Here is a 24,065-nt window from a genome sequence, read left to right on the forward strand (position 1 = left end):
CACGCCAGGACAGACGCAATTATCACGCCTTTGGCCGCGCGTTCCTACCATGCCTTAATATGCGCCCGACGCATGCCGATCAATGGAGACTCGTTTGACAGTAGATTCGATTCCCGCAGGACTCATGCTGGTACACGGCAATCAGCCGGAACGCCTGCGCGACCTGATGGTTCACTGGATCCGCCAGCATCCGCTGGCGCCGCTGGAAAAAGAGGTCATCCTGGTCCAGAGCAACGGCATTGCGCAATGGCTCAAGCTAGCGCTCGCCGCCGATCCGGAAGACGGCGGCTGCGGTATCTCGGCCGCGCTCGACATGCTGCTGCCCGCCAGCTTCCTCTGGCAGGTCTACCGCGCCGTCCTCGGCGAAGACGCGGTGCCAGCCATCTCTCCGTTCGATAAGTCGCGTCTCGTGTGGCGGCTCACGCGTTTGTTGCCCGAACTGCTCGATTTGCCCGCTTATACGCCGCTCAAGCGCTTCATGTCGCACGACGACGACCAGCGCAAGCGCTTTCAGCTTGCGCAGCGGGTCGCCGACCTGTTCGACCAGTATCAGGTCTATCGCGCGGACTGGCTCGCTGCATGGGCCGAAGGCGAGGACGTCCAGATCGACGCGCGCAACAACCGCACACCGCTGCCGGACGAATACCGCTGGCAGGCTGAGTTGTGGCGTGCTTTGCTGGAGGACGTGGAAGCGCAAGGTTCGGACGGTGTCGATATGTCAAAGGCCGGGCGCGCCGCAGTCCATGACGCGTTCCTGCGTGAGGCCGCGGCCCGTCCCGAGGGCGACCGGCCTAAGGGGCTGCCGCGCCGCGTCATCATCTTCGGGATTTCGAGCCTGCCGCGCCAGGCGGTGGAGGTGCTCGCCGCGCTCTCGCGCTGGACCCAGGTGTTGATGTGCGTGCACAACCCTTGCGCGCATTACTGGGCCGATATCGTGGCCGATCAGGACTTGCTGCGGGCGCAGCGCTCGCGCCAGCAGCGCCGTCACGGAGCGCCGGCCGTGATGGATGATGCCCAGTTGCATCTGCATGCGCAGCCGCTCCTGGCGGCTTGGGGCAAGCAGGGGCGCGATTTTATCGGCTTGCTCGACGAGTACGACAGCGCCGAAGCGCGCGAGCGTTATACGCAGCACTTCACCGGCATCGGGCAACGCATCGACCTGTTCGACAGCGATGATGCCGAGACGATGCTGCAGCAGTTGCAGGACGACATCCGCGATTTGCGGCCGCTACGCGAAACGCGCGAGCACTGGGACCCCGTGGATGCGGACAGGGATACGTCGATCCGCTTTCACATTGCGCACAGCGCCCAACGCGAAGTCGAGATTCTCCACGATCAGTTGCTGGCTGCCTTCGCTGCCGATCCCACCCTGCGCCCGCGCGATGTGATCGTGATGGTGCCCGACATCGAAGTCTATACGCCGCATATTCAGGCCGTATTCGGTTTGCTGGAGAACGACGACCCGCGCCATATTCCGTTTAGCGTCGCGGACCGTGGGCAGCGCGATTTCGATCCGCTAATCGGTGCGCTGGAAACACTGCTCGCGTTGCCGCAATCGCGCCTGACTGTGAGCGATGTGCTCGACCTGCTCGAAGTGCCGGCATTGCGTGCGCGTTTCGGCATCGACACGGACGATCTGCCGAAGCTGCGCGCATGGATCAGCGGCGCCAATATCCGCTGGGGACTCCATGCCGGACAGCGCGCCAGTCTGGGCCTGCCGCAAGCTGACGACGAAAGCGCACCCAATAGCTGGGCGTTCGGCTTGCGCCGGATGCTGCTCGGTTATGCGGCCGGTGACAAGGCGGGCGCGTGGCGCGACATCGAACCGTACGCAGAGATTGGCGGCCTCGATGCCGCACTGCTGGGACCGTTGACGCAACTCATCGACGCGCTGGATACCACCTGGCAGACACTGCGCCAACCCGCCACTGTGGAAGGATGGTGCGACCGTCTGCGTGCGCTAAAAGCGGACTTCTTCGCGCCTGACGATAGCGAAGATGCCTACACGCTCGAACGCCTCGACGCCGCGCTCGAAGGCTGGCGTGACGCCTGTGACGAGGCGGCGCTTACCGGCGAGTTGCCGCTCTCGATCGTGGGCGACTACTGGCTTTCGCAATTCGAAGGCGGTGGCCTGTCGCAGCGCTTTTTTGCGGGTGCCGTGACCTTCGCCACATTGATGCCGATGCGTGCGATTCCGTTCCGCCAAGTGTGCCTGCTCGGTATGAACGACGGCGACTATCCGCGTAATCGCATGCCGCTCGACTTCGACCTGATGCGCCGTAACTACCGGCCCGGCGACCGCTCGCGCCGCGAGGACGACCGCTATCTGTTTCTGGAGGCGCTGTTATCGGCGCGGGAGCACTTGCACGTGTCGTGGGTTGGCCGTAGCGTCAACGACAACACGCCGCGCCCGGCTTCGGTGCTGGTCGGCCAGTTGCAAGATCATCTGAAAGCCGGCTGGCATCTTGAAGGCGCGGCAGAAGACGACCGTGACGCGTTGCTGCGTGCGTTGACGGTGGATCACCGCTTGCAGCCGTTCAGTCCTGCCTACTTTCCTGTCCATCCCGGCGAGTCGAAACTTTTCACTTACGCACGCGAATGGAGTCAGCCCGCACCGAAAGCGCTTACCGATAGCGCAGCATTAGCCGCGTCCGATGAAGCGACACTGCAACCGCTTGAGCGTGATGAACCGCTGTCGGTGCGCGAACTCACGGACTTTCTCAAAGATCCGGTCAAGAGCTTCTTTCGTCAGCGTCTGCGAGTGGCATTCGAAGCCGAGGATGCATCCAGCGAAAATCATGAGCCATTCGAAGTTGACCAGCTCGAAACATGGCAACTGCAAAACGAGCTGATCCAGGCGCAGGCTGCTGCGTTGGAGCGCGGTGAGGATGATCTGCGACCGGCCGCACTTGACCGCCTGGAACGTATGCATCGTAGTGGAGACCTGGCCGCGGGAGGCTTCGGCGAGGTGATCGCCGGTGATCTGATGGAACCGATGGCCGATCTGTTCGAACGCTATCGCGCGGAATTGAAGCGCTGGCCGACTCTGCTCGACCAACAGTACGAACTACGCCTTGGTGGTGGCCCACGCGGATTGACGGTTGAAGACTGGGTTGGCGAGTTGCGCACCGGTGCCGACAACAGTCACGGCCGTGTGTTTCTCGATCCCGGCACGCTGATCAAGGACCGCAAGTATCGCGGCGAGCGGCTGATTGCCTATTGGGTTCCGCACCTCGCTGCACAACTCGCTGCGGGTCCGGTGACGACGGTGATCGTCAGCAAGGTGGGCAGCGTCGAGTTCGCGCCGGTTGTGCCGGACGTGGCGCGTACGCATCTGCTGACACTGTTGCACGCGTGGGACGAGGGCACCCGCAGACCGCTGCCGCTGGCCGTCAAGACCGCCTTTGCGTGGCTCAGGAAGCGGCCCACTTCGTTTGATTCGCCGGAGCGAGCGTCAGCGGATGATGCGAGCGATTCGACACGTGCCGAACTCATCGAAGCTCAAGACGCCGCGCGCGTCACCTATGAGGGCGGAGCGAATCAGCAAGGCGAGCGGGACACCAACGACTATTTGCGCCGCGCGTACCCCAGCTTTAGCGCGCTTTCCCAGAGCGGTGAGTTTGACGAACTGGCGGTGGCATTACTGCTGCCATTGCATCGTGCGATCCCCGCATCTTCAACCAAAGCGAAGAGCGCAACCGCCAACGCAGCCGGCAACCCGGGTGCAACTGCTGCGACCAGTGCTGGAGACACTCAATGACCGCGACCGATAAGCCATCACTCGCGGCAACGCCCCAAGTGCTGCGCCCGTTGGAGTTCCCTCTTCAGGGCAGTAGCCTGATCGAGGCCAGCGCCGGCACTGGCAAGACCTTCACTATCGCCATGCTTTATGTGCGACTTGTGCTTGGGCATCGTGGCGCAGACAGCGAGGCGCGCGCGCTCACGCCGCCGGAAATTCTCGTCGTGACCTTTACCGATGCGGCCACCAAGGAACTGCGTGACCGTATCCGTGCCCGCTTAATTGAAGCAGCGGAGTATTTCCGGGTCGATCCGGAAGAGGTTCAAGCGCGTCCGGCAGACGAAGATCTGCTGCACGATTTGCGCGCCGCGTATGCTGAGGATCAGTGGGCCGCCTGCGCGCGCAGATTGCAGCTCGCTGCTGAATGGATGGACGAAGCTGCGGTCTCGACTATCCACGGCTGGTGCAACCGGATGCTAAGCGAACATGCCTTCGATAGCGATAGCCTGTTCTCGCAGACGCTCGAAACCGATCAAAGCGAATTGCGCGCGGAAGTCGTACGGGATTACTGGCGCACTTTCCTCGCGCCACTCGACGCGCAATCGGCCAGCGAGGTGCGCAACTGGTTTGTCAGTCCAACGCAATTGCAGAACGAGATTCGCGGCCTCGTCGCCCACGCGGAATTGCTGCCGGAGGCGCTAGCACCCCTTGAGGCCTTGCAGGAGACTCGCGTAAAGCAGCGTGAGCATCTCGATGCCATCAAGGCAAACTGGCCACAGTGGGCCGACGAGATTCAGGCGCTGTTCGACGATGCGCGCGGCAAAAAGCAGTTTAAGGCCGCGAGCCTGAACGTAGCGAATTGCAAACGGTGGATCGACAAGTTGCGCGATTGGGCCAACGACCCTGAGATGCTCGAGCCAGGCTTCGATGCCACGGCGGCGGTGTGGGCACGGTTTACGCCCGCAGGGCTCGCGGAGATCTGGTTATCAGGTGAGCCGCCGGTTCATCCCGCGTTCGTCGCAATGGAGTCGTTGCAGGAATCGCTGAAAGCGCGGCCCACCGCGTACCGCGATGTACTGTGCCACGCGGCACGCTGGGTCGCGCAGCGTTTCGCTGAAGAAGAAGCGCGCCGCTCGCAGATGGGCTTCGACGATCTGCTGACGCGCCTGAATGCGGCGCTGCATACGCAGAACGGTCAGCGTCTGGCGGAGATCATTCGCCAGCAATACCCGGTAGCCTTGATCGACGAGTTCCAGGACACCGACCCGATTCAGTATGAAATTTTCAATGCGGTTTATCGCATCGCCGAGAACAATCAGGAAACCGCCATCATTTTGATTGGCGATCCGAAGCAAGCGATATATGCATTCCGTGGCGCGGATATTTATACTTATCTGCAAGCGCGGCGCGACTGTTCGGGCAGACTGTTTACGCTAAAGAGAAATTTCCGCTCTACATGTGAGATGGTGGCCGCGGTCAATCGTTGCTTCGAGGTGGCGGAAGAACGTCAGGAGGGTGAGGGCGCGTTCCTGTTTCGCGGCGCAGAGGGCGGCGACAATCCACTACCGTTCATTGCCGCCGAGGCATCCGGCCGCAAGGAGCGCTTGCAGGCCGAAGGCGTCGATCTGCCCGCGCTCACCGTGTGGTGGCTGCCGGCGGGTGAGGATGGCAAGCCGCTCAGCAAGGGGGCGTACTTGAGCGGCATGGCGGTCAGTTGCGCGACGGAGATGGTGCGTCTGCTAAACCTCGGGCAACAGGACGATGCGAGCCTGGTCGGCGCAAAGGGTCCGGCGCGTCTGAGCCCAGCAGATATGGCCGTGCTGGTTAACAACGGCACCGAAGCGCGCGCAATCCGCGCCGCGCTGGCCGAGCGCGGTGTGCGCAGCGTCTACCTGTCCGATCGCGACTCAGTATTCAAGACCGAGCAGGCGGGAGAGTTGCGTCTTTGGCTCGCTGCCTGCGCCGACCCCGACGACGGCCGCCTGATACGTTCCGCGCTTGCCACCGTCGCGCTCGGGCTGGACTGGACCGCACTCGACAAGCTCAATCGCGATGAACTTGCGTGGGAAGCCTGTGTGCTGCAGTTTCGCGGCTACCGTGATAGCTGGCGCAAGAGAGGCGTCCTGCCGATGCTGCGTCGCCTGCTCAACGATTTCCATGTGCCGCAACGGTTGCTCGGACAAACCGCAGGAGCGGCGGTCAACGGCGAACGTGTGCTGACCAACCTGCTGCATCTGGCCGAGTTGTTGCAGCAGGCGAGCGCACAACTCGACGGCGAGCACGCGCTAATTCGCTATCTCGACGAGCAGTGTCGCGACGAGGGCGGCAGTGCCGGTGGCGACGCACGGCAATTGCGCCTCGAAAGCGACGCGGGCCTGGTGCAGGTGGTGACCGTCCACAAATCGAAGGGTCTGGAATATCCGCTCGTGTTCTTGCCGTTCGCGTGTACCTATCGACCTGCCAGCGCCTCGGACATGCCACTCAAATGGCACGATGAAACGGGAAAACTGCACATCAACCTGGGCGATGCCGACGTAGTGCCGCGTGTGGATCGCGAGCGTCTCGGCGAGGACTTGCGCAAGCTGTACGTGGCGCTTACGCGCGCACGCTACGCGACGTGGGTGGGGATGGCGCCGATCGCGAACCTCGAGTTGAGCGCGCTGGGTTACCTGCTTAATGGCGGCAAGCCGATTGTCTCCGCTGAACTGGGGAACCTGCTTGGCGCGTTGCGTGGGGAGCGTGAGGAGATCAGCGTTGGCGAGGCGCCTGTCGCGAGTGACGAACCGTTCGTGCCGGTTGATTCGCAGCAATCGCGCGGTAGCGCGCGCAGGTTGTTGAGACGTGTGCGTGAAAACTGGTGGATCGCGAGTTATTCGAGCCTTAGAAAAGACAACGGCGTAATTGGCGGCGGCACGACGCAACTGCTCGCCGCGCCGGCCGCCGTAACGCAAACTGTCGAGTCGCGCGAGGCGCCGGAAACGCGCAACGAAGACGTGTTTCACGAACTACTCGAGGCCGAAGCGCTCGACGACGCTGAAGACGCGCCTCTAACGCAAGCGGTCTCATCAAGCCTCATTGCGCCTGCGTTGCCCGCCGATGAAACCTTGCACGGCTTTTTGCGCGGCGCGGATGCCGGCAGCTTCCTGCACGACTTGATGGAATGGGCGGCAAATGAGGGGTTCGACAAGGTGGCCGCCAATACGCAACTGGTGCGCGATACCGTGGCACGTCGCTGCAATCTGCGTGGCTGGGCTCGCTGGATCGAGCCGCTGACTGACTGGCTGCTATACCTGTTGCGCACGCCGCTGAACCTGCCTGCTCTGGATGGCGAGCCGGTGCCGCCGGTGGAGTTGTCGAAACTGAATTCGTACATGGCGGAAATGGAGTTTTGGCTCGCCGCGCATACGGTGGATACGCTGGCGCTCGACCAACTGGTGTCGAGCTTGACGCTCGATGGCGACCAGCGTCCCGCGCTCGAACCTGCGCAATTGAATGGCATGCTCAAGGGGTTTATCGATCTGGTGTTCGAACACGATGGCCGCTATTACGTCGCGGATTACAAGTCGAACTGGCTCGGCCCTGAAGATTCGGCCTATACGTCCGAGCGAATGCGCGCGCAGATTCTGCACTCGCGCTACGAACTGCAATACGTGCTGTACCTGTTCGCGCTGCATCGTCTGCTGAAAGTGCGCTTGCCGGATTACGACTACGATCGCCATGTAGGCGGCGCGGTCTATCTGTTTCTGCGCGGTGGCCGCGCGCCTGGTCAGGGACTGCATGTCGAGCGTCCGCCGCGCGAATTGATCGAGGCATTGGATGAGTTGTTTGCACGTCGTTCCAGTGAACACGATGCCACCGAGTATGCGTTGAGGGATACTGAATGACGACCCGCTCTTCTAACAACCTTGCCACGATCGACGCGCAGAGCGACACGTCGTACATGCTCGGCGTGCTCGACCGGTGGGTCGAACGCGGCTGGCTGCGCGCGCTCGACGCCGGATTCGCGCGTTTTCTGTGGATCGAAGAACCGCACGCGCCGCCATTGCTGCTGCTTGCTGCCGCGCTTGCAAGTCACCAGTTGGGCCGTGGCCATGTGTGTCTCGATCTGCAGGCGACGCTCGACGATCCCGCCTTTGCACTGTCGTTGCCGCCGGACGGACCGCAGGTTCAGATGGCGACGGAACCGCCCCAGGCTCCAACCGAGGTGCTGGCCGGGGTCGACCTCTCGCGCTGGCTGGCGGCGCTCGATCAACCCACGCTGGTAGGCGCAGATGCAGGTAATACGCCACTGGTTCTGGTTGGCACGCGGCTCTATCTGCGGCGTTACTGGCAATACGAGCAGGATGTGCGCGCCGGAATCGAACGGCGGCTTGCTGCGTCCTTAGGGCTTGAAGCGTCGCTGCAGGCCGATACCGCGCGCGCCGCGCTCGATGTGTTGTTTCCCCCGCGTCCCGCACAAGCCAAAGGGGCCGACTGGCAAAAGCTGGCGTGTGCCCTGGCTGCGCGTAGCGCTTTTAGCATCATCACGGGCGGCCCGGGCACCGGCAAGACGACGACCGTGGTGCGGCTATTGGCGATGTTGCAGACCCTTGCGCTGAACGATCCCGCGCGCACTCAGCGTGCCGCGCGGCCGTTGCGGATTCGACTTGCCGCGCCGACCGGTAAAGCCGCGGCGCGTCTGAACGAATCAATCGCTGGTGCGGTCGCGCAACTGCCGGTGAGTCTTCTGCCAAATGGCTCCGCCGTGCAGGAGGCAATTCCGACCGTTGTGACCACCTTGCACCGCGTACTCGGCACGCGTCCGGATAGCCGGCGCTTCCGCCACGATGCGAGCAATCCGTTGCCGGTGGATGTGCTGGTGATCGACGAAGCATCGATGGTCGATCTGGAAATGATGGCTGCGGTGCTCGACGCGCTGCCTGTGTCGGCGCGGCTGATTCTGCTGGGCGACAAGGATCAACTGGCATCGGTCGAAGCCGGCGCGGTGCTCGGCGAACTCTGCCAGCGCGCGGGCGAGGGCCACTACACGCCTGCCACGCGTGACTGGTTGCAGGCGGCCACCGGCGAGCAGATCGAAGCGGCGATGCTCGATGCGCAAGGCACGGCGCTCGATCAGTCAGTGGCGATGCTGCGGCAAAGCCATCGTTTTTCGGCGGAGAGCGGCATCGGCCAGCTTGCTGCCCTCGTCAATGCCGGGGACGCGGCATCCGTGGCGCGTATCTGGACGCACGGCCACGCGGATCTCGCCTTGCTGGTCTCTCCAGCGAGCGATGATGCGTCGTTCAAGGCGCTGGTGATTGACGGCGACGGTGGTGCGGCTGCTTCCGCACAGCTGTTTGGCGCGAATGGCGAGCCCGCGCAGGTGCGACATGGTTACCGCCATTATCTGGAGGCCATGCACGCCCAGCAGCCCGATCGTCACGCCGGGCCGGAGGCCTTCGACGGCTGGGCCCGTGAGGTACTGAAGGCGCATGGCCAATTCCAGTTGTTATGTGCATTGCGTCGCGGGCCGTGGGGCGTCGAGGGGCTCAACAAGCGGGTGGCGCGTCTGCTGCAAGACGAAGGTCTGATTGCGGTGCGCGGCGAGTGGTATCCCGGTCGGCCGGTGCTTGTCACGCGCAACGATTACGAGCTTGGACTGATGAATGGCGATATTGGCATCACGCTGGAACTGCCGGGCGCTACACCAGAGAGCTCGGTGTTGCGGGTGGCGTTTCCGGCGGGCGACGGCGCGGGGGGCATCAGGTGGGTATTGCCGAGCCGTCTGCAAGCGGTGGAAACGGTCCTGGCGCTGACGGTGCACAAGTCGCAAGGCTCGGAGTTCATGCACGCGGCGCTGGCGCTGCCCGATACATTCAGCCCGATTCTCACGCGCGAGCTGGTGTACACCGGCATCACCCGCGCCCGCGCGTTCCTTACGCTGGTAGTGCCTGAGGGGAAAACGGTACTCGAACGGGCGGTATCCGCAAAGGTGCACCGGGCGAGTGGTTTGCTGGCCGGATTCGGAGATGCAGCCTAGCTTGCGTTGCTGGGGCCCGGCCCCCAGGCCGCAGGTGGCTTTCCTCGCGGACGGTGTGCTGTCCCTCACAGGCTCCAATCCCGCCAGGCTACAATCATTTCGCATTCGTGCGCAGCGTGCGAAACGCGAGCGGTAAGCTGCAAAGCTTGGCTGCACGTTTGCGCCTCGCGCGATGAATGACCCGGGGGCGCCACGCCAGGCACTCAAACGCAGCATGGCGCTCCGCCCCGCTCCCACAAGAGGCGAGCATGAGAATCGCGGTACTCGACGACGATCCGGCTCAAACCACCTTCGTACACCAAACGATGTCCGCGGCCGGACACGTGTGTCATACATTCTCCGCGGGGCGCGTGCTGGTTCGGCAGTTACACCGTGAGACCTTCGACCTGTTGATTCTCGATTGGGTCGTACCGGACCTGTCCGGCGAGGAAGTGCTGCGCTGGGTACGTTCCGCGCTCACCGAGCGGGTGCCGGTCATCTTCATGACCACACGTGACCGGGAAAGCGACATTGTCTCGATGCTGAACGCCGGAGCCGACGACTACGTCGTCAAACCGGTGACCGCCAATGTGCTGCTTGCACGAGTGAGCTCTTTGCTGCGGCGCACTTATCAACTGGACCCCGCGCCCGTTAAAGCAGCGTATGGCGATTTCGAATTCGATCTGAACGCGAAACAGGTCCACCTAAAGCATCAACTGGTGACGCTCACGCAAAAGGAGTTCGAGCTTGCGCTGTTGCTGTTTCAGCATCTGAACCGCCCGCTATCGCGGGCTCACATCGTGGATATGGTGTGGAAGCAGACCGTTGATATTCCAACGCGTACGATGGATACCCACGTTTCGATGCTGCGTTCCAAACTCGGCTTGCGCCCGGAAAACGGTTACCGTCTGACGCCGATCTACGGCTATGGATACCGCCTCGAACAGATTGGCGACGAAGTAAGCGACGCGCGCGAATAGTCCGCTGCGCGTCATGCGTGGCGCAGTCGGCGACGCATCTGCATCGGGTCGCGATCTGGCGTGCCTAAGGTGATCAGAAAGCCAACGGGAGTCGATGATAGCCCGCACTCTCAAGGAGACGACTCAATGCATATGTTCGAGGAAGGTCTTGGCCGCCGTGAGGCCAATTATGTTCCGCTGACGCCTGTCGATTTCATCGCCCGTGCAGCCGACGTCTACGGCGAGCGTCTCGCCGTCGTCCATGGCAACGTGCGCCGCACCTGGGGCGAAACCTACGAGCGCACCCGGCGTCTAGCCAGTGCGCTTCAGCGGGCAGGGATTGGCCACGGCGATACCGTGGCTGTGCTGCTGCCCAACATTCCTCCCATGATCGAGGCTCATTTCGGCGTGCCGATGGCGAGCGCCGTGCTCAATACGCTGAATACGCGGCTCGATACCTTGTCGATTCTGTTTATGCTGAAGCATGGTGAGGCGAAAGTATTGATCGTCGATACCGAGTATGCCGAGTTGGCTCAGCGCGCGTCGCTGGAGTGTCCGGACTTGCGAATCGTTAGCGTGAACGATGTCATGCCCGCTGCTCCCGACAAGTTTGCCCGCGCAACCGACTATGAAGCGTTCCTGCAAAGCGGCGATCCTCAGTTCGCGTGGCAGCCGCCTGCCGACGAATGGGACGCGATCGCGCTGAACTATACGTCCGGCACCACGGGCGACCCCAAGGGCGTCGTCTATCACCATCGCGGCGCTTATCTGAATGCACTGAGCAATATCCTCGAATGGGATATGCCCAAACACGCGGTGTATCTGTGGACGCTGCCTTTGTTTCATTGCAATGGCTGGTGCTTTCCATGGACCGTGGCGGCGAGAGCGGGAGTTAACGTCTGCTTGCGCAAGTTCGATGCGAAGGCCGTGTTCGATCTGATTCGCAGCGAGCGGGTCACCCATTACTGCGGCGCGCCGATTGTCCAGAATGCCTTGGCCAATGCGCCCGTGCAATGGAGAGAGGGCATTGATCACCGCGTGGCGACGATGGTCGCGGGTGCAGCTCCTGCTCCGGCGGTGATTGCGAAGATGAAGGAGATTGGCTTCGACCTAACGCACGTGTACGGCTTGACGGAGGTTTATGGGCCGGCGTCAGTGTGCGCGAAGCAGGATGAGTGGGAAACCGTTAGCGACGACGAACGCGCGCAGCTTAATGCGCGGCAAGGCGTGCGTTATCACCTGCAAAGCGCAGTAGCGGTGTTGGATCCCGACACGCTAGAACCGGTCCCTAACGACGGCGAGACCCTTGGCGAAATCATGTTTCGCGGCAACATTTGCATGAAGGGCTATCTGAAGAACGAACGCGCGACTGAAGCAGCGTTTCAGGGCGGCTGGTTTCACACCGGCGACCTTGGCGTACTGATGTCCGATGGCTACATGCGCATTCGCGATCGCAGCAAGGACATCATCATTTCGGGTGGGGAAAACATCTCGAGCATCGAAGTTGAAGACGCGCTGTATGGGCACCCGGCGGTTTCGGTGGCCGCCGTGGTTGCCATGCCGGATCCGAAGTGGGGCGAGGTGCCGTGCGCGTTCGTCGAACTCAGGGAGGGCGCATCCGTGACGGAGGATGAGATTATCGCCCACTGCAGTTCGTTGCTCGCCAGCTACAAGTTGCCCAAAGCGGTTTTCTTCGGTGAACTACCGAAAACGTCGACCGGGAAAATTCAGAAATTCGAGTTGCGTGCGCGGGTGAAATCCAGAAGCGCTATCGATGAAGCCGGTGGAAGCGGCAGTGAGCCGCCTGGCAAATCGTAACGAGCAGATCGTGCTGCATCGGGCCGCATTCCGCGCTATGCGGCGCGGAGGCAGTTTCGATGCGCTCGCCTAGCCGCGGGTATCGACCCAGTTGCGCGCCCAATGGCACGAGTGCTGCAAGGCTTGCTCTTCATCGCTGAAGTAGTCGAGCGAGTAGAACTGGTAGCGCGATTCTGTGGGCGCATTGCCGGTTCGCTCTAGCAGCAGATTGGATGAAAATGAACCATCCGGCAGACGATGTGTCGAGGGTTGTACGGCATAGCCGTTGTAATGATGAATGTGTGTGTCTTGCATTTTAATTTTAATGAATCGAACGCGTGCGCGAAGGCGAGCGGGAAAAGCCCGTTCAAGCCGGATTCGGCGCGTCAACGCGAATAGAGAATAAGAAAAGGCACGAAGGCCGGTCAAGCCAGGGAGTATGCGGGGGGCAAGCGAGGCGTTTGGCGCAACGAAACTGCTTATGCGATTACGCCAACTATGGGAGACAAAGCTCCGCGAGGATGTCCCAGCAGCCCGGTACCCGTTTTCGGATACCGGACCCGTCAAACTTTACAGCGGCTTGATGTTAGCCGCTTGCAGACCCTTGGGGCCTTGCTTCGTTTCGAAGCTCACCTTCTGGTTTTCAGCCAGCGTCTTGAAGCCGTCGCCGCTGATTTCCGAGAAGTGAGCGAACAGGTCGTCACCGCCCTTGTCCGGCGTAATGAAACCAAAGCCCTTGCTGTCGTTGAACCACTTAACGGTACCGGTATCCATGAAGAATCCTTGAGGAAAAAAATGTGAAAAATCGCTCAGAAATGAGCACGTGAAGCGTCAAGGAGGGAGAGGACAACGAATACCGCTGAGAGAGCGAGCAATTGATGAACAGCAATCGAACTTCTTGAACTTCGAGGGCTAGAATAGCGGGATAATGCCTGCGCCGTCAAGGACTTTGTTGTAAAGCCTTCGTCAGGGTGAGGCCGGCGACGCCGAAAACGTCAGTCCCCCTGACCAGATCTTCTTGCGATATTTCGCTGAACGTCATGCTTGGCGTGGCGTGCAGCGAAACCACACGGGGCGCACGCGCGGGCCATGTGGTGTAGCGGTCAAAGTCCGACTCGATGCGCGGCGAAGATCAGTCTGAGGCCGAGCGCGGTGATGGCACCTGCGGCGACTCGGTCCACCCAGGTCTTGGCGCGCAGGTACAACTCGCGCGGCCGTCTGCTCGAAAAACACAGCGCAACTATCGTGTACCACCCCGCTTCGATGGTGAAGATGGCCGGCGGCAAAGCAAAATAACACCACACCGGCGGATGTTGCGGCAGCAATGCCGCAAAAATACTGCCGTAGTAGATCGAGGTTTTTGGATTGCTGAGTTGAGTGCTTAATCCGATCCAGAACGACTTGCGCGGATTGCTATTGGCATTCGCGCCGCCTTGGGCCTGATTGAATGCGAGCGGGGTGGGTGCACCTCGCCAGATTTTAGCCGCCAGGTAGATCAGATACAGACCGCCGGCCACCTTCAGGCTCACGTAGAGCCAAGTGACCGCGGCCAGTAAGGTGTAGAGCCCGAGCAACGCGATGCCGCTAAAGAACACGCCGCCGACGCCCATGCCGAGCGCAGTGGCGAAACCGTCACGACGCGACAGGCCAACTGAGTTGCGCGCGACAATGACGAAACTCGGTCCTGGACTCATCGCGCCAATCAGAAGCGCGGTGAGGATGGCGGCAATCGCTGCAGAGGGTGACATGGCTGCTTCCTATGAAAAGCGCGCGAAAGAAAGGCGAGAACGACAAAATAGCACGATGCAATACGAGTATCGAGGGAGTTGCAGCGCGTTGCGATGCGCGTTGGAAAATGGGTGCTAAAATTGTCGAATAGACGCTAAAGCAGTCCTTGCCAGCCGAAGGCTAGACGGGCGACCATTCGAGCCGCTTGCCTAACGTATTTCCTGAACTTTCCTGCAAAATAGATTGATCGGGCATCATTTCCGGGCGCGCATTCGCGTGCGCTCCTGTGCGGTGATATCGAATGGCGTTCGGTGCACTCGAATCATGTATAGCCTCCGCGTTTTTAACGAGGCCTTTTATATTTTCAAAACGCGCGCTAATTCAGCCGCGACATCGGTACGTTATGAAAGAGCGAGAAGAACAACGGATGTTCGACCTCGACGGGAACGCGCGCGAGCGCCTCGTCCTGTGGATCCGTCGCCGCATGGATGAATACGGCATTACGCTGGAGGCCCTGGCCGCAGCGATTGACGCCGACGCCGCCAAAACCAGGGCGGTCATGTATCGGGACGCTTACGGGAATACGTGGGACGGCCAGGGCGATAAACCCGACTGGCTGGCACGGGCGATTTACGCCGGCCAGAATATCGATCATTTTCGCTGTTAAATCGACGCTGAATATTATTTCCGGGCGCCCGCAGCTTTTGCCTTCGCAGGGTCCGCGATGCGTGCGCCAGCACGCTAGCAATGGTTTCACCAGGTGCCGGGTCTGCAGCCTTGCCAGGATGCGCCGCACTGACTTCCATATGCACGAGATCGCCGGGCACGCCGGCGTCTGGAACCCTGAGTCGTCCGGAACCTGCGCCTTGCCGCGCGCAGTGATTGATTGCCGAAACAAGCCGGATGCTTCGATCCGTCGATATCTATCGCGAGGAGTGGGCTATGTTGGTACTGGTACTAGGGCTGGTGGTTTTTCTAGGTTCTCATTCAGTGCGGATTTTTGCCGATCCCTGGCGGACGAGGCAGATTGAACGCCTCGGCGAGAAGCGGTGGAAATTTTTGTATTCCGCGGCGTCGCTGGCGGGGTTTGTGTTGATTATCTGGGGATACGGAATGGCGCGCCGTGAGCCGGTCGTGCTGTGGGCGCAACCGGTCTGGGCTGTGCATCTAGCTGCGTTACTGACGTTGCTCGCTTTTATTCTGTTTCCTGCGGCGCATATACCTGGAAATCACTTTAAGGCGTGGGTCAAGCATCCTATGGTGGTGGGCGTCGGACTGTGGGCGTTTGCGCACCTCGTGGCGAATGGGACGCTGAATGCGGTGGTGCTGTTTGGGGCGTTTCTGGTATGGGCGGTGGTGGATTATGTCGCTGCCGTGCGGCGGGATGCTGCGCTTGGGGTTGTCTATCCAGCCGGTGTTTTACGCAAGGATTTGATGGCTGTCGTGGGTGGCGGTGTTGTTTGGGTTGTGTTTGTTCTTTGGTTGCATGGATGGTTGATTGGGGTTCGGCCGTTTGGATGAAGGGTTGTTTTTGCCTTGCAAGGCACAGGCGCAACGGAGATCAGCGCGCCGTCGCGCTCAATCATTGATACCAGTTCTTCTACTGAAGCTTCGGCTTTGCCCACTTGTGTTTCCTTATCTGTCTGTTGCTGTTTGTCCCGACTTCGTCAGCCTGTGTCCGTCTCTCAGTCGCGATCAAGATCGGCTTTCAGCATATCGAGCCGCGTTCGTCCGTCGGGGGTGAAATGCGTACCAAAACGCACCAGCCCCTCCTGATGTAGATGGCAGCCCATCGTAAAGCTCAACAACATGCCAGGTTCCGTTTCCCTGATCTCGATGTCGATCGATTGCAGGCGTGGTTCGTATTTGAGTAACGTCGCTTCAATCGCGTGCCTGAGCCTGTGCGCGGACGATGGCAGGTGTCGGTAGATTTCCGACAGATCGTCCAGCCCATAGTCGGGGAGGTGCGCAAGCCCGTTGCGGCGACTGTTCAGGATGCGCTGGATGTTGTCCTGCACCGACAGGAAGGTCTGCGTCGCCGCGTCGTAGCCGTCGATCCGTGCGCCGTTCGCAAAGTGTCCCGTCAGCGCTTCGAAGAGTCCCGGGCCGCCGCGCGTCACGCTCTCACCTCAACTGCATCGAAATCGACAGCGATGCCGCCTTCATCCGAATGAGACAGGTGGATTGCTGAAGGCAGTTGCCGCTTCGCGATGCGCTCGAGCAGTTCGCGCGACAGGATCGGCAGGATCTGCTGATCAAGCAGGCTGTCGATATTGCGTGCCCCAGAATCCGGTAGCAGACATGCACGCACGAGTTCGGCGACCAGCGTGTCGTCGCACACGAGCGGCACGTTGAAGCGGCGCACGATACGTTGCCCGACCTTATCGAGTTTCATGCGTACGATGTCGCCCAGCGCCCCGCTTGACAGTTGCCGGTAGACGACAGCCTGGAAGCGCGCAAGCAACGCGGGCTGGAAGTGTTCGAGCAGCAGTGGGCGGATCGCTTCCATCAACATGCCGGTGGTCACTTCACCGCCGGCTTCGGTCACAGCTTCGGTCGCGGCCATGATCTGCTCGCTGCCGAGGTTCGATGTCATCACAATGACGGTATTGCGGAAGTCGATCACACGTCCTTCGCCGTCACGCATGAAGCCGCGATCGAACACCTGATAGAACAGGTTCAGCACGTCCCGGTGAGCCTTCTCCACTTCGTCGAGCAGGACCACGCTGTAGGGGCGCTGCCGGACGGCCTCAGTCAGCACACCGCCCTGACCGTAACCGACGTAGCCCGGCGGCGATCCCTTCAGTTGCGATACCGTATGCGCTTCCTGATATTCGGACAGGTTGATCGTGATGAGCGCACGGTCACCGCCGAACATCAAGTCGGCGAGTGCGCGGGCCGTTTCCGTCTTGCCGACACCTGACGGGCCGGCCAGCAAGAAGACACCGAGCGGTGCCTCGTCCGATTTCAGACCGGCCTTCGCAGCGCGCAGGCTCTTACCGATCGCAGCCAGCGCGTCATCCTGGCCGACCACCGTGCGCGCAAGCCGCTCCTCCAGCTCGAGCAGCGTAGCGAGTTCATCTTCGAGCAGGCTGCCGACCGGCACGCCGGTCCAGTCGGCAATCACGCGTGCAATTGCGGCTTCGTCTACCTCGGCATGAACCAGTGCATTGGCGCCGTGTTCCGCCAATGCGTCATGCTGAGTCCTGATCGCCAGTTGGAGATGGCGACGCGCCGATTCGTCCGGTGCGTTGTGCCACTGTTTGCGTAGTGCGACGAGCGCGGCAACGGTTTCCTTCTGTGATGCATACGCTTGCTCAAGCGCGCTCATGTCGGTCGCGATCAAGGTGAGACGGGCGTCGATCGCCGACAGGCGCTCCCCAACATCCGCGGACGTCGCGCCCTGATCTTCGATCAGCGCGGTGCGTTCGACTTCGAGTGCCGCGCGTTCGGCGTGACACGCTGAAATCGCGACCGGCGTGGCGTCGGTGCTCATGCGCACGCGGGCAGCCGCCGTATCGAGCAGGTCGACCGCCTTGTCGGGCAACTGCCGGCCGGTCAAATAGCGGCGTGACAGACGCACCGCAGCACTAACTGCCGCATCGGTGATGTGTACGCCGTGGTGCTGTGCGTAACGGTCCTTCAGACCGCGCAGCATCAGGCATGCGTTGTCGTCGTCGGGCTCGTCGACCTTGACCATCTGAAACCGGCGTTCGAGCGCGGCATCGCGCTCGAAGTACTGCTTGTACTCGGACCAGGTCGTTGCGGCGATGGTGCGCAACTCACCGCGTGCGAGTGCGGGTTTGAGCAGGTTTGCCGCGTCGGCGCCACCTGCGGTATTGCCCGCGCCGATTAGCGTGTGCGCTTCGTCGATGAAGAGCAGGATCGGTGTAGGCGATTGCTGGACCGCTTCGATCACATTTTTAAGGCGCTGCTCGAACTCGCCTTTGACGCCGGCACCCGCCTGGAGCAGGCCGAGATCGAGCGTGAGCACGCCGACGCCGCGGATCGCCGCCGGCACGTCGCCTTCAGCAATCTTCAGCGCGAGGCCCTCGACCAGCGCGGTTTTGCCGACCCCAGGCTCGCCTACGAGTATCGGATTGTTTTTGCGCCGGCGCGCGAGGATATCAACCATTTGCCGGATCTCGACATCACGTCCAAATACCGGATCGATCCGGCCCTCGCGTGCTTTCTGGGTGATGTCGATGGTGAAGCGCTTGAGCGCTTCCGAGACGGGTTGCGTGCGCCCGTTCACTTGCGTGGGCGTCGCGGACGGCTCCCGTTTCGGCTCACCTTTGGCACGGTCTTGCATCGGGTATGCGGTGATGCGATCTTGCACGTCAGTGGCGGCGATGGGCGCCTCGATGGACGCCCAGTTCAGTTCGGGCATGAGGCGCTCAATCTGCGCGGCGGACACCGAGAGCAGAGCCCATGCATCCGGCGCATGCAACAGGTGCGGCGCGTCGGCGAGCGCGGCAAGCAGATGGGCGGAGCGGATCGACTGCGTGCCGTCTTCGAGCGAGGCGCGCATCCACGCGGCTTCAAGCAACTGACCAAGACGATGAGCCAGACCCGGCTTGCCTCGCAGGTCATGCGGCAACCGGTCGATGGCGCCAAGCAGACCGTTCCAGATGCCGTCCACATCAAGTTCATAACGGCGCACGATCGCGACAAGGTCGCCTTCGCCCAGTTCAAGCAGCTTGATCAGCCAGTGCTCGACCTCGATGTCACGATGGGCGCGCGTCTCGCACAGGCTCGCCGCATCGGCTAATGCACGGGCGCAATGATCGTTGAGGCGGCGCAGGAACGCAGAGAGATCGCGATGGGTCATGGCAGCAAGCAGCGAGGAAATGACGGGGAGAAAAAAGCGCCAGCCCGCGAGGCGGACCGGCGAAAGAGGACTGACGCCCCACTAATGCAGCGGTTAGAAAGGCAAACACCAGTCCTGGAGAGCCAGGTTTACGAGCGTTCGTTCCACGTATCGGTGTGGATGATGTTGCCGTCCTTGTACGACCACGTGATCTTCTCGTAGCGCAGTTGGACGTCTTCGAGGTGGTTGTGCTTCTCGAACGCCGGGTCTTTGATGTCGAGCATTTTCGGATTGACGGCCACGACCTTCACGTTGTCGAGTTTCGTATTGAAGTACTCCTTCTCCTTGCCCGCGTCGTCGATCTTGTACCACTTGATCTCGACCGACTTCAGCGTTTGACCGCTCGTCACCGCTTTGTACAAGTACCAGTTGCTGCTCGAATATTTCACCTTCCCCGAGAAGTTCATGTTCGTGGACCTGCTGGGTCTGGACATGCAGGCTATCCCGCAGGACGCGCCTTACTTCGAGGTCGAGGTCGTGCTGCAGAGGCCCTATCCGGACGACATGCGTTTTTCCGCCGAGAATGTGCGGCTCTTCTGTACGCCGATCATCAACCTGTTTGCGCTGGAAGCGGACCCGATCACGGCCACGCAGTTCGAAACCGAGTACCGCGTTCATACGATCAGGCAGCCCGGCGACAACGTTGACGTGTATTCGGTCGATACCGTTCAGGGCTTCGAGCCGGGCACCGGCCGGCGTTTCGAATATGCGCCGTTCGCGTCGTTCCGGCATCGCGGCGGCATGCTGCGTCACGAGATGCCCGAACGGTATTTCCACACCCGCCTGCGGCGCGGTCCCTCGGGGCGGTTCGACACTTGGGTCGTCCTGGGTGGCCATGCATGGGAGCATCAGTCAACGCTGCCGAAGGAAACCCTGTCGCTGTCCGTGACGGGCACCAACGGCATGCTGCCGCGCAAGGGCCTGCGCGAAGCGGGCATCACCCGTATGCGCAGCGGCTTCACGAACATCGGCTCGGTGCGCAATCTGACGGCGCCGACCTTGCCGGTCTATCCGCCAACCGGTGATCGCTTCCAGTGGCGCGTGCTGTCGCATCTCGCGCCGAACTACCTGTCGCTGCTGAATGCGGAAATCCTGCGCGGTTCGCTGGCACTGTACGACTGGACCGAAGGTGAACGGAACAGACGTCGCATCGACGCGATCACCGACGTCAAGCACCGGCTGCTGCAGAAGCTCGCGAAGGGCGGACTGCAGCGCGGCGTCGAGATCGAGGTGACGCTCGACAGCGGCCACTTTGCCGGAGAGGGTGACGTCGAACTGTTTGGCGGGATGCTGAACCGCTTCCTCGGGCTGTACGCGACCCTGAATCTGTTCACGAAGCTCGTTGTCGTATCGCAGCCGACCGGCCGGCGCATCGAGTGGTCCGATACGAAGGGCGACGGAGCACCGTTTTGAACGCGCCGGAAAGGGAGTTTTCGTCCTACGCGGATCGGACTTTGCTGCCGGTGCTCCTCGATGAAGCGACGCGGATGAATTTCTTCCGCTTCTGCGAGCTGATCGAACTGGCCGCACCGGATAAGCCGCCGCTTGGCACAACCGATTCGCCAGCCACCGAGCCGGTGCGTTTCCGATCGCGGGCACGCATCGGCTTTCCGAGCCGCGAGATCGACGCGGTCGAATACGATCTGGACAACCCGGCGGCACCACCGGCGGTGCGCACGACCTTTCTTGGCCTGTATGGGGTCGATGCGCGCATGCCGTCTTACTTCGTCGACGAGGTCGCGCGCAACCGCGACGGCGCTGAGCCGATGGCGGCCTTTCTCGACCTGTTCCATCACCGGGTGGTTACGCAGTACTACCGTGTGTGGCGCAAGTATCGCTATCCGGCGGGTTTCAGGAACAACGGTACGGACGAGATGTCGCGCTACCTGCTGAGCTTCGTGGGACTCGGCATCGGGGCGTCGGAGATCGCGCAGGCTGTTGGCCCGCGCAAGCTGCTATCGATGCTGGGTCTCGCGGGCCAGAAGACGCGCACCGCTGAAGGGCTGGCGGGTGTGTTGCAACATGCGGTGCCCGATGCACGGATCACGGTGGAGGAGTTCTATCAGGTGTGGGTTCGCGCGGACGGTCATCTACCCGGAGCGTCGGGCGAGAACTGTCTGCTGGGCCGCGGATTTTATGACCGGGCGAATACGGTGCGCGTGGTGATCACACCGACCACAGGCGAATCGGTGCTTGGATTGATGCCGGGGCGGGCCCATCACCGTGAACTCATGGCGCTGCTGCGCTTTTATCTGGGTTACGAAGCGTGCGCGCATCTTGAAATGCACGTGGGTCCGGATCTGATGCCCGCCCAGCGGTTGAATTCGGATCAGGTCAGCCTGGGTTATACCACGCAGTTGCCGCAGGCTCGCCGGCAGGATCGTGCAGCCAAGGCCACGCGCGTGCAGTTGGGCGAGTGGACGGGGAGCAGCGAGCGGCGCGAAAGTCGGCCGAGTGGTCAGCCCGCCAGTCAGCCGTCAGTCGGCCACTCAGTCAGCCACTGAGTCAGCCACTCAGTCAGCCGCACTCAGCGAGCTGAAATAAGCACAGTTCCAGCATTTAACGGATACGGAATACCAGGAGGATCACCAGCATGATGCGACAGCTTAGAACCGGCACGGCCGTGTTGGCCACCCTTACCGTCGCGGGATGCGGGGTAGGGCAGGCTGTAAAAGACAACACGGTGGATGCGGCGAAATGGGCATTCACGACGCAGGTGAAGACGATGAACGTGGATCTTCTCGGCCGGTCGTCGTTGAACGCGAACGGCGCCGGGCAGTCGTTGTCGACGGTCGTGCGGATCTATCAGCTAAAGACACCGCAAGCATTCCAGCAACTGGATTACACGGAGCTACAGACGAACGATCTTGATGCACTGAAGACCGATCTGCTGGCGACGAAGGATGTGATGCTGCGCCCGGACGCGAATGCGAGCATCAGCGAGCCGATGAACGAGGATGCGGAGTATGTCGGCGTCGTTGCATTTTTCCGTGACCCGGGTAAGAACGCAACCTGGAAACTGGTGATCCCAAAGAAGCAGTGGAAGAAGACCGATCCGGTGAGGATCGAGGCGCAGGACAATACGCTGAAACTGATCAATGCAACATCGGACACGGTGAAGCACAACGCGCCACAGCCGAGCGTGCCGAATGTGCAGAAGCCCAAACCCCCGGCGGTGACAGAGTACGGGACGCAGGCGGGATAGTAGATTGACCGGATCGGGCATGGGCGCTCTGAGGAGACTCTTCAGGTGCCTGCAAGGGGAAAAATTCAAAAAAAAGCCCACACGTAGCGGGCCAAAAATACTCGGAGTTCGAGACTGAAAAAAGCAGCCCCGAATCTCCATCCTAGGCTTCAAATATGAAGCCGTTGTGAAACCTCACAGGTCGAAAAACACGGTTTCCTTATCGCCCTGCAAATAGATATCGAACCGGTACACCGTCTTGCTGGTACCAGGCTCACGGCGAGCAATCAACGTCCCACGACGCGTTGCGGGCACCAGCGCCAAAACCGGATCGGTTTCATTCGCCGCGGCTTCATCATCGAAATAAATCCGCGTAAACGTATGCAGCAACATGCCCCGCATCGTCAGAATCACATTCAAATGCGGCGCTTCATTTTCAGCGGCGCGGCCCGGCTTCACCGTCTCGACGATGAACCGTTTATGCGGATCAGTTCCGGTACCCACCCGCGCAAAACCGCGAAATCCGCTGGCATCAACTTCCGCGCGTGAGGCTGGATAGCGCCCATTGCTATCCAGTTGCTGAACTTCGAGCATCGCATCGCCGACTACCTTGCCGTCGCCGTCAAATACCTGGCCCACAATCGTGATGTGTTCGCCCGCCGCTTCATGGTCAGCGACTGCCGGCGAAAATAGACTCTTGAGATCGAAGTTGTATTGCTCGGGACACAGGCCGTAGGCGAAATACGGTCCAACCGTCTGCGAAGGCGTTTGCTTGAGTGTGGTCATGGCTTAGCGCTCCATCGGCGTTTCGTTAGGGCCGCGCAGCACGATGTCGAATTCGTAGCCGAGCGCGTAGGCTTCTTCGGTGGTATCCAGCGAGAAGCGCGATACCAGCCGCTCGCGAGCATGTTCCGGCGTGCCTTGGAAAATCGGATCAAAAGCGAGCAGCGGGTCGCCCGGGAAATACATTTGCGTCACGAGACGTGAACCGAAGTAGTCGCCGAACAACGAAAAGTGGATGTGATTCGGACGCCATGCGTTCGGATGATTGCCCCACGGATACGCGCCAGGTTTGATCGTCATAAAGCGATAGCGGCCCTCGTTGTCCGTCACGCAGCGACCCGCACCGAGGAAATTCGGATCGAGCGGCGCGTCGTGCTGATCCGCCTTGTGCACGTAACGGCCTGCGGCGTTCGCTTGCCAGACCTCGACCAGCGTGTTGCGCACCGGCCGACCGCCCTCGTCGAGCACGCGGCCCGTCACGATGATGCGCTCGCCAAGCGGTTCGCCATTGCGAGCGGCGTTGCGGGTCAAATCGTTGTCGAGCGCGCCCAGATCGTCCGTGCCGTACACCGGCACTCGCTGGTCACGCAGCTTTTCCTTCAGCGGAATCAGCGGCAGCGTCGGGCCACGCTTCACCGAGGAACCGTAGCCGGGATACACGTAAAGGGGATGAGACTCGAAGTCGCGCGGAGTAAGGATGGATTCATCCATGAAGGTGTCTCCTGAGGGGATGTTTGGAATCGCGAGTGATCCGCGGGTATAAACGGACTTTATCCAATCTGAGAAGTTATGCAAAATGACGTTTTCTCGCCTTTCGTATAACCTTTCGTTATGCAACGCAGTCTCGCGGATAGCCGCGTCAAATTCCGTCATCTCCAGTGCTTTCTGGCCGTCGCGCAGTTCGGCGGGGTCCAGAGGGCTGCGGAGAGCCTGTCCATCACCCAGCCGGCCGTCTCCAAGACGGTGGCGGAACTGGAGGCGATTCTGGGCGTCAAGCTGTTCGAGCG

The 24,065-nt window shown here is 61.2% G+C and carries 17 protein-coding genes and 2 pseudogenes; 11 read left to right on the plus strand and 8 right to left on the minus strand.

What is annotated here, in order from left to right:
* The first annotated feature begins 94 nt into the window (after window positions 1–94).
* The 5 genes from recC to WCA85_RS32640 all read left to right on the plus strand — a co-directional run bounded on the left by recC (window position 95) and on the right by WCA85_RS32640 (window position 12,514).
* Window positions 95–3,760: an exodeoxyribonuclease V subunit gamma gene (gene recC, locus WCA85_RS32620; protein WP_424069432.1), complete on the plus strand. Its 3,666-nt coding sequence runs from the start codon at window positions 95–97 to the stop codon at window positions 3,758–3,760.
* Window positions 3,757–7,623 (plus strand): exodeoxyribonuclease V subunit beta, encoded by a 3,867-nt coding sequence (gene recB / locus WCA85_RS32625; RefSeq protein WP_424069434.1) that lies wholly within the window; start codon window positions 3,757–3,759, stop codon window positions 7,621–7,623. Before recC ends, recB begins: the two co-directional genes overlap by 4 nt.
* A complete protein-coding gene (recD, locus tag WCA85_RS32630) occupies window positions 7,620–9,758 on the plus strand; it encodes an exodeoxyribonuclease V subunit alpha (RefSeq protein ID WP_424069436.1) in 2,139 nt (712 codons plus the stop codon). The genes recB and recD overlap by 4 nt, the downstream gene beginning before the upstream one ends.
* Window positions 9,759–10,006: 248 nt before the next feature.
* On the plus strand, window positions 10,007–10,717 hold the full coding sequence (locus WCA85_RS32635) for a response regulator transcription factor (RefSeq protein ID WP_424069438.1): 711 nt from the start codon (window positions 10,007–10,009) through the stop codon (window positions 10,715–10,717).
* A gap of 132 nt (window positions 10,718–10,849) precedes the next feature.
* A complete protein-coding gene (locus WCA85_RS32640; protein ID WP_424069467.1) occupies window positions 10,850–12,514 on the plus strand; it encodes an acyl-CoA synthetase in 1,665 nt (554 codons plus the stop codon).
* A gap of 69 nt (window positions 12,515–12,583) precedes the next feature.
* Here WCA85_RS32640 and WCA85_RS32645 read toward each other — a convergent pair whose 3' ends face one another.
* From WCA85_RS32645 to WCA85_RS32655, 3 genes are all read right to left on the minus strand, one after another.
* A complete protein-coding gene (locus WCA85_RS32645; protein WP_424069440.1) occupies window positions 12,584–12,808 on the minus strand; it encodes a hypothetical protein in 225 nt (74 codons plus the stop codon).
* 255 nt (window positions 12,809–13,063) lie between these two features.
* Complete coding sequence (locus WCA85_RS32650) at window positions 13,064–13,267, minus strand: cold-shock protein (protein WP_012428559.1); 204 nt, start codon at window positions 13,265–13,267, stop codon at window positions 13,064–13,066.
* A gap of 329 nt (window positions 13,268–13,596) precedes the next feature.
* Window positions 13,597–14,241 (minus strand): LysE family translocator, encoded by a 645-nt coding sequence (locus WCA85_RS32655; RefSeq protein WP_424069443.1) that lies wholly within the window; start codon window positions 14,239–14,241, stop codon window positions 13,597–13,599.
* A gap of 383 nt (window positions 14,242–14,624) precedes the next feature.
* Between WCA85_RS32655 and WCA85_RS32660 the strand changes: the two genes are divergently transcribed.
* The gene (locus WCA85_RS32660) at window positions 14,625–14,888 is read left to right on the plus strand and encodes an H-NS family nucleoid-associated regulatory protein (protein WP_424069445.1); all 264 of its coding nucleotides are present in this window, start codon (window positions 14,625–14,627) and stop codon (window positions 14,886–14,888) included.
* A 275-nt stretch (window positions 14,889–15,163) separates the two neighbouring features.
* The gene (locus WCA85_RS32665) at window positions 15,164–15,742 is read left to right on the plus strand and encodes an NnrU family protein (protein ID WP_424069447.1); all 579 of its coding nucleotides are present in this window, start codon (window positions 15,164–15,166) and stop codon (window positions 15,740–15,742) included.
* Window positions 15,743–15,906: 164 nt separating this feature from the next.
* Here the strand turns inward: WCA85_RS32665 and tssE are convergent, their stop codons facing one another.
* From tssE to tssD, 3 genes and pseudogenes are all read right to left on the minus strand, one after another.
* Window positions 15,907–16,341, minus strand: coding sequence for a type VI secretion system baseplate subunit TssE (gene tssE / locus WCA85_RS32670; RefSeq protein ID WP_424069449.1), 435 nt, complete (start codon window positions 16,339–16,341; stop codon window positions 15,907–15,909).
* Window positions 16,338–19,052, minus strand: a complete 2,715-nt coding sequence (tssH, locus tag WCA85_RS32675) for a type VI secretion system ATPase TssH (protein ID WP_424069451.1) — start codon at window positions 19,050–19,052, stop codon at window positions 16,338–16,340. The genes tssE and tssH overlap by 4 nt, the downstream gene beginning before the upstream one ends.
* Window positions 19,053–19,180: 128 nt before the next feature.
* Window positions 19,181–19,468, minus strand: a pseudogene (tssD, locus tag WCA85_RS32680) (type VI secretion system tube protein TssD); the annotation flags it as partial.
* Between tssD and tssF the strand changes: the two are divergent.
* From tssF to tssJ, 3 genes and pseudogenes are all read left to right on the plus strand, one after another.
* Window positions 19,455–20,504: pseudogene (gene tssF / locus WCA85_RS32685) on the plus strand (type VI secretion system baseplate subunit TssF); the annotation flags it as partial. The pseudogenes tssD and tssF sit on opposite strands and share 14 nt — an antisense overlap.
* A 74-nt stretch (window positions 20,505–20,578) precedes the next feature.
* Window positions 20,579–21,595 (plus strand): type VI secretion system baseplate subunit TssG, encoded by a 1,017-nt coding sequence (gene tssG, locus WCA85_RS32690; protein WP_424069469.1) that lies wholly within the window; start codon window positions 20,579–20,581, stop codon window positions 21,593–21,595.
* Window positions 21,596–21,684: 89 nt separating this feature from the next.
* Window positions 21,685–22,296: a type VI secretion system lipoprotein TssJ gene (gene tssJ / locus WCA85_RS32695; protein WP_424069453.1), complete on the plus strand. Its 612-nt coding sequence runs from the start codon at window positions 21,685–21,687 to the stop codon at window positions 22,294–22,296.
* A 174-nt stretch (window positions 22,297–22,470) separates the two neighbouring features.
* Here tssJ and pcaG read toward each other — a convergent pair whose 3' ends face one another.
* Together pcaG and pcaH are read right to left on the minus strand one after the other, a co-directional pair.
* Window positions 22,471–23,061 carry a protocatechuate 3,4-dioxygenase subunit alpha gene (pcaG, locus tag WCA85_RS32700; protein ID WP_424069455.1) on the minus strand — a complete coding sequence of 197 codons (591 nt, stop codon included), beginning with the start codon at window positions 23,059–23,061 and terminating at the stop codon, window positions 22,471–22,473.
* 3 nt (window positions 23,062–23,064) lie between these two features.
* The gene (gene pcaH, locus WCA85_RS32705) at window positions 23,065–23,769 is read right to left on the minus strand and encodes a protocatechuate 3,4-dioxygenase subunit beta (RefSeq protein ID WP_424069457.1); all 705 of its coding nucleotides are present in this window, start codon (window positions 23,767–23,769) and stop codon (window positions 23,065–23,067) included.
* A gap of 120 nt (window positions 23,770–23,889) precedes the next feature.
* Between pcaH and WCA85_RS32710 the strand changes: the two genes are divergently transcribed.
* On the plus strand, window positions 23,890–24,065 hold a 176-nt coding region (locus tag WCA85_RS32710; RefSeq protein ID WP_424069471.1), incomplete at its 3' end, for a LysR family transcriptional regulator.

It is taken from the genome of Paraburkholderia sp. (assembly GCF_049581445.1).
Taxonomy (GTDB): Bacteria; Pseudomonadota; Gammaproteobacteria; order Burkholderiales; family Burkholderiaceae; genus Paraburkholderia.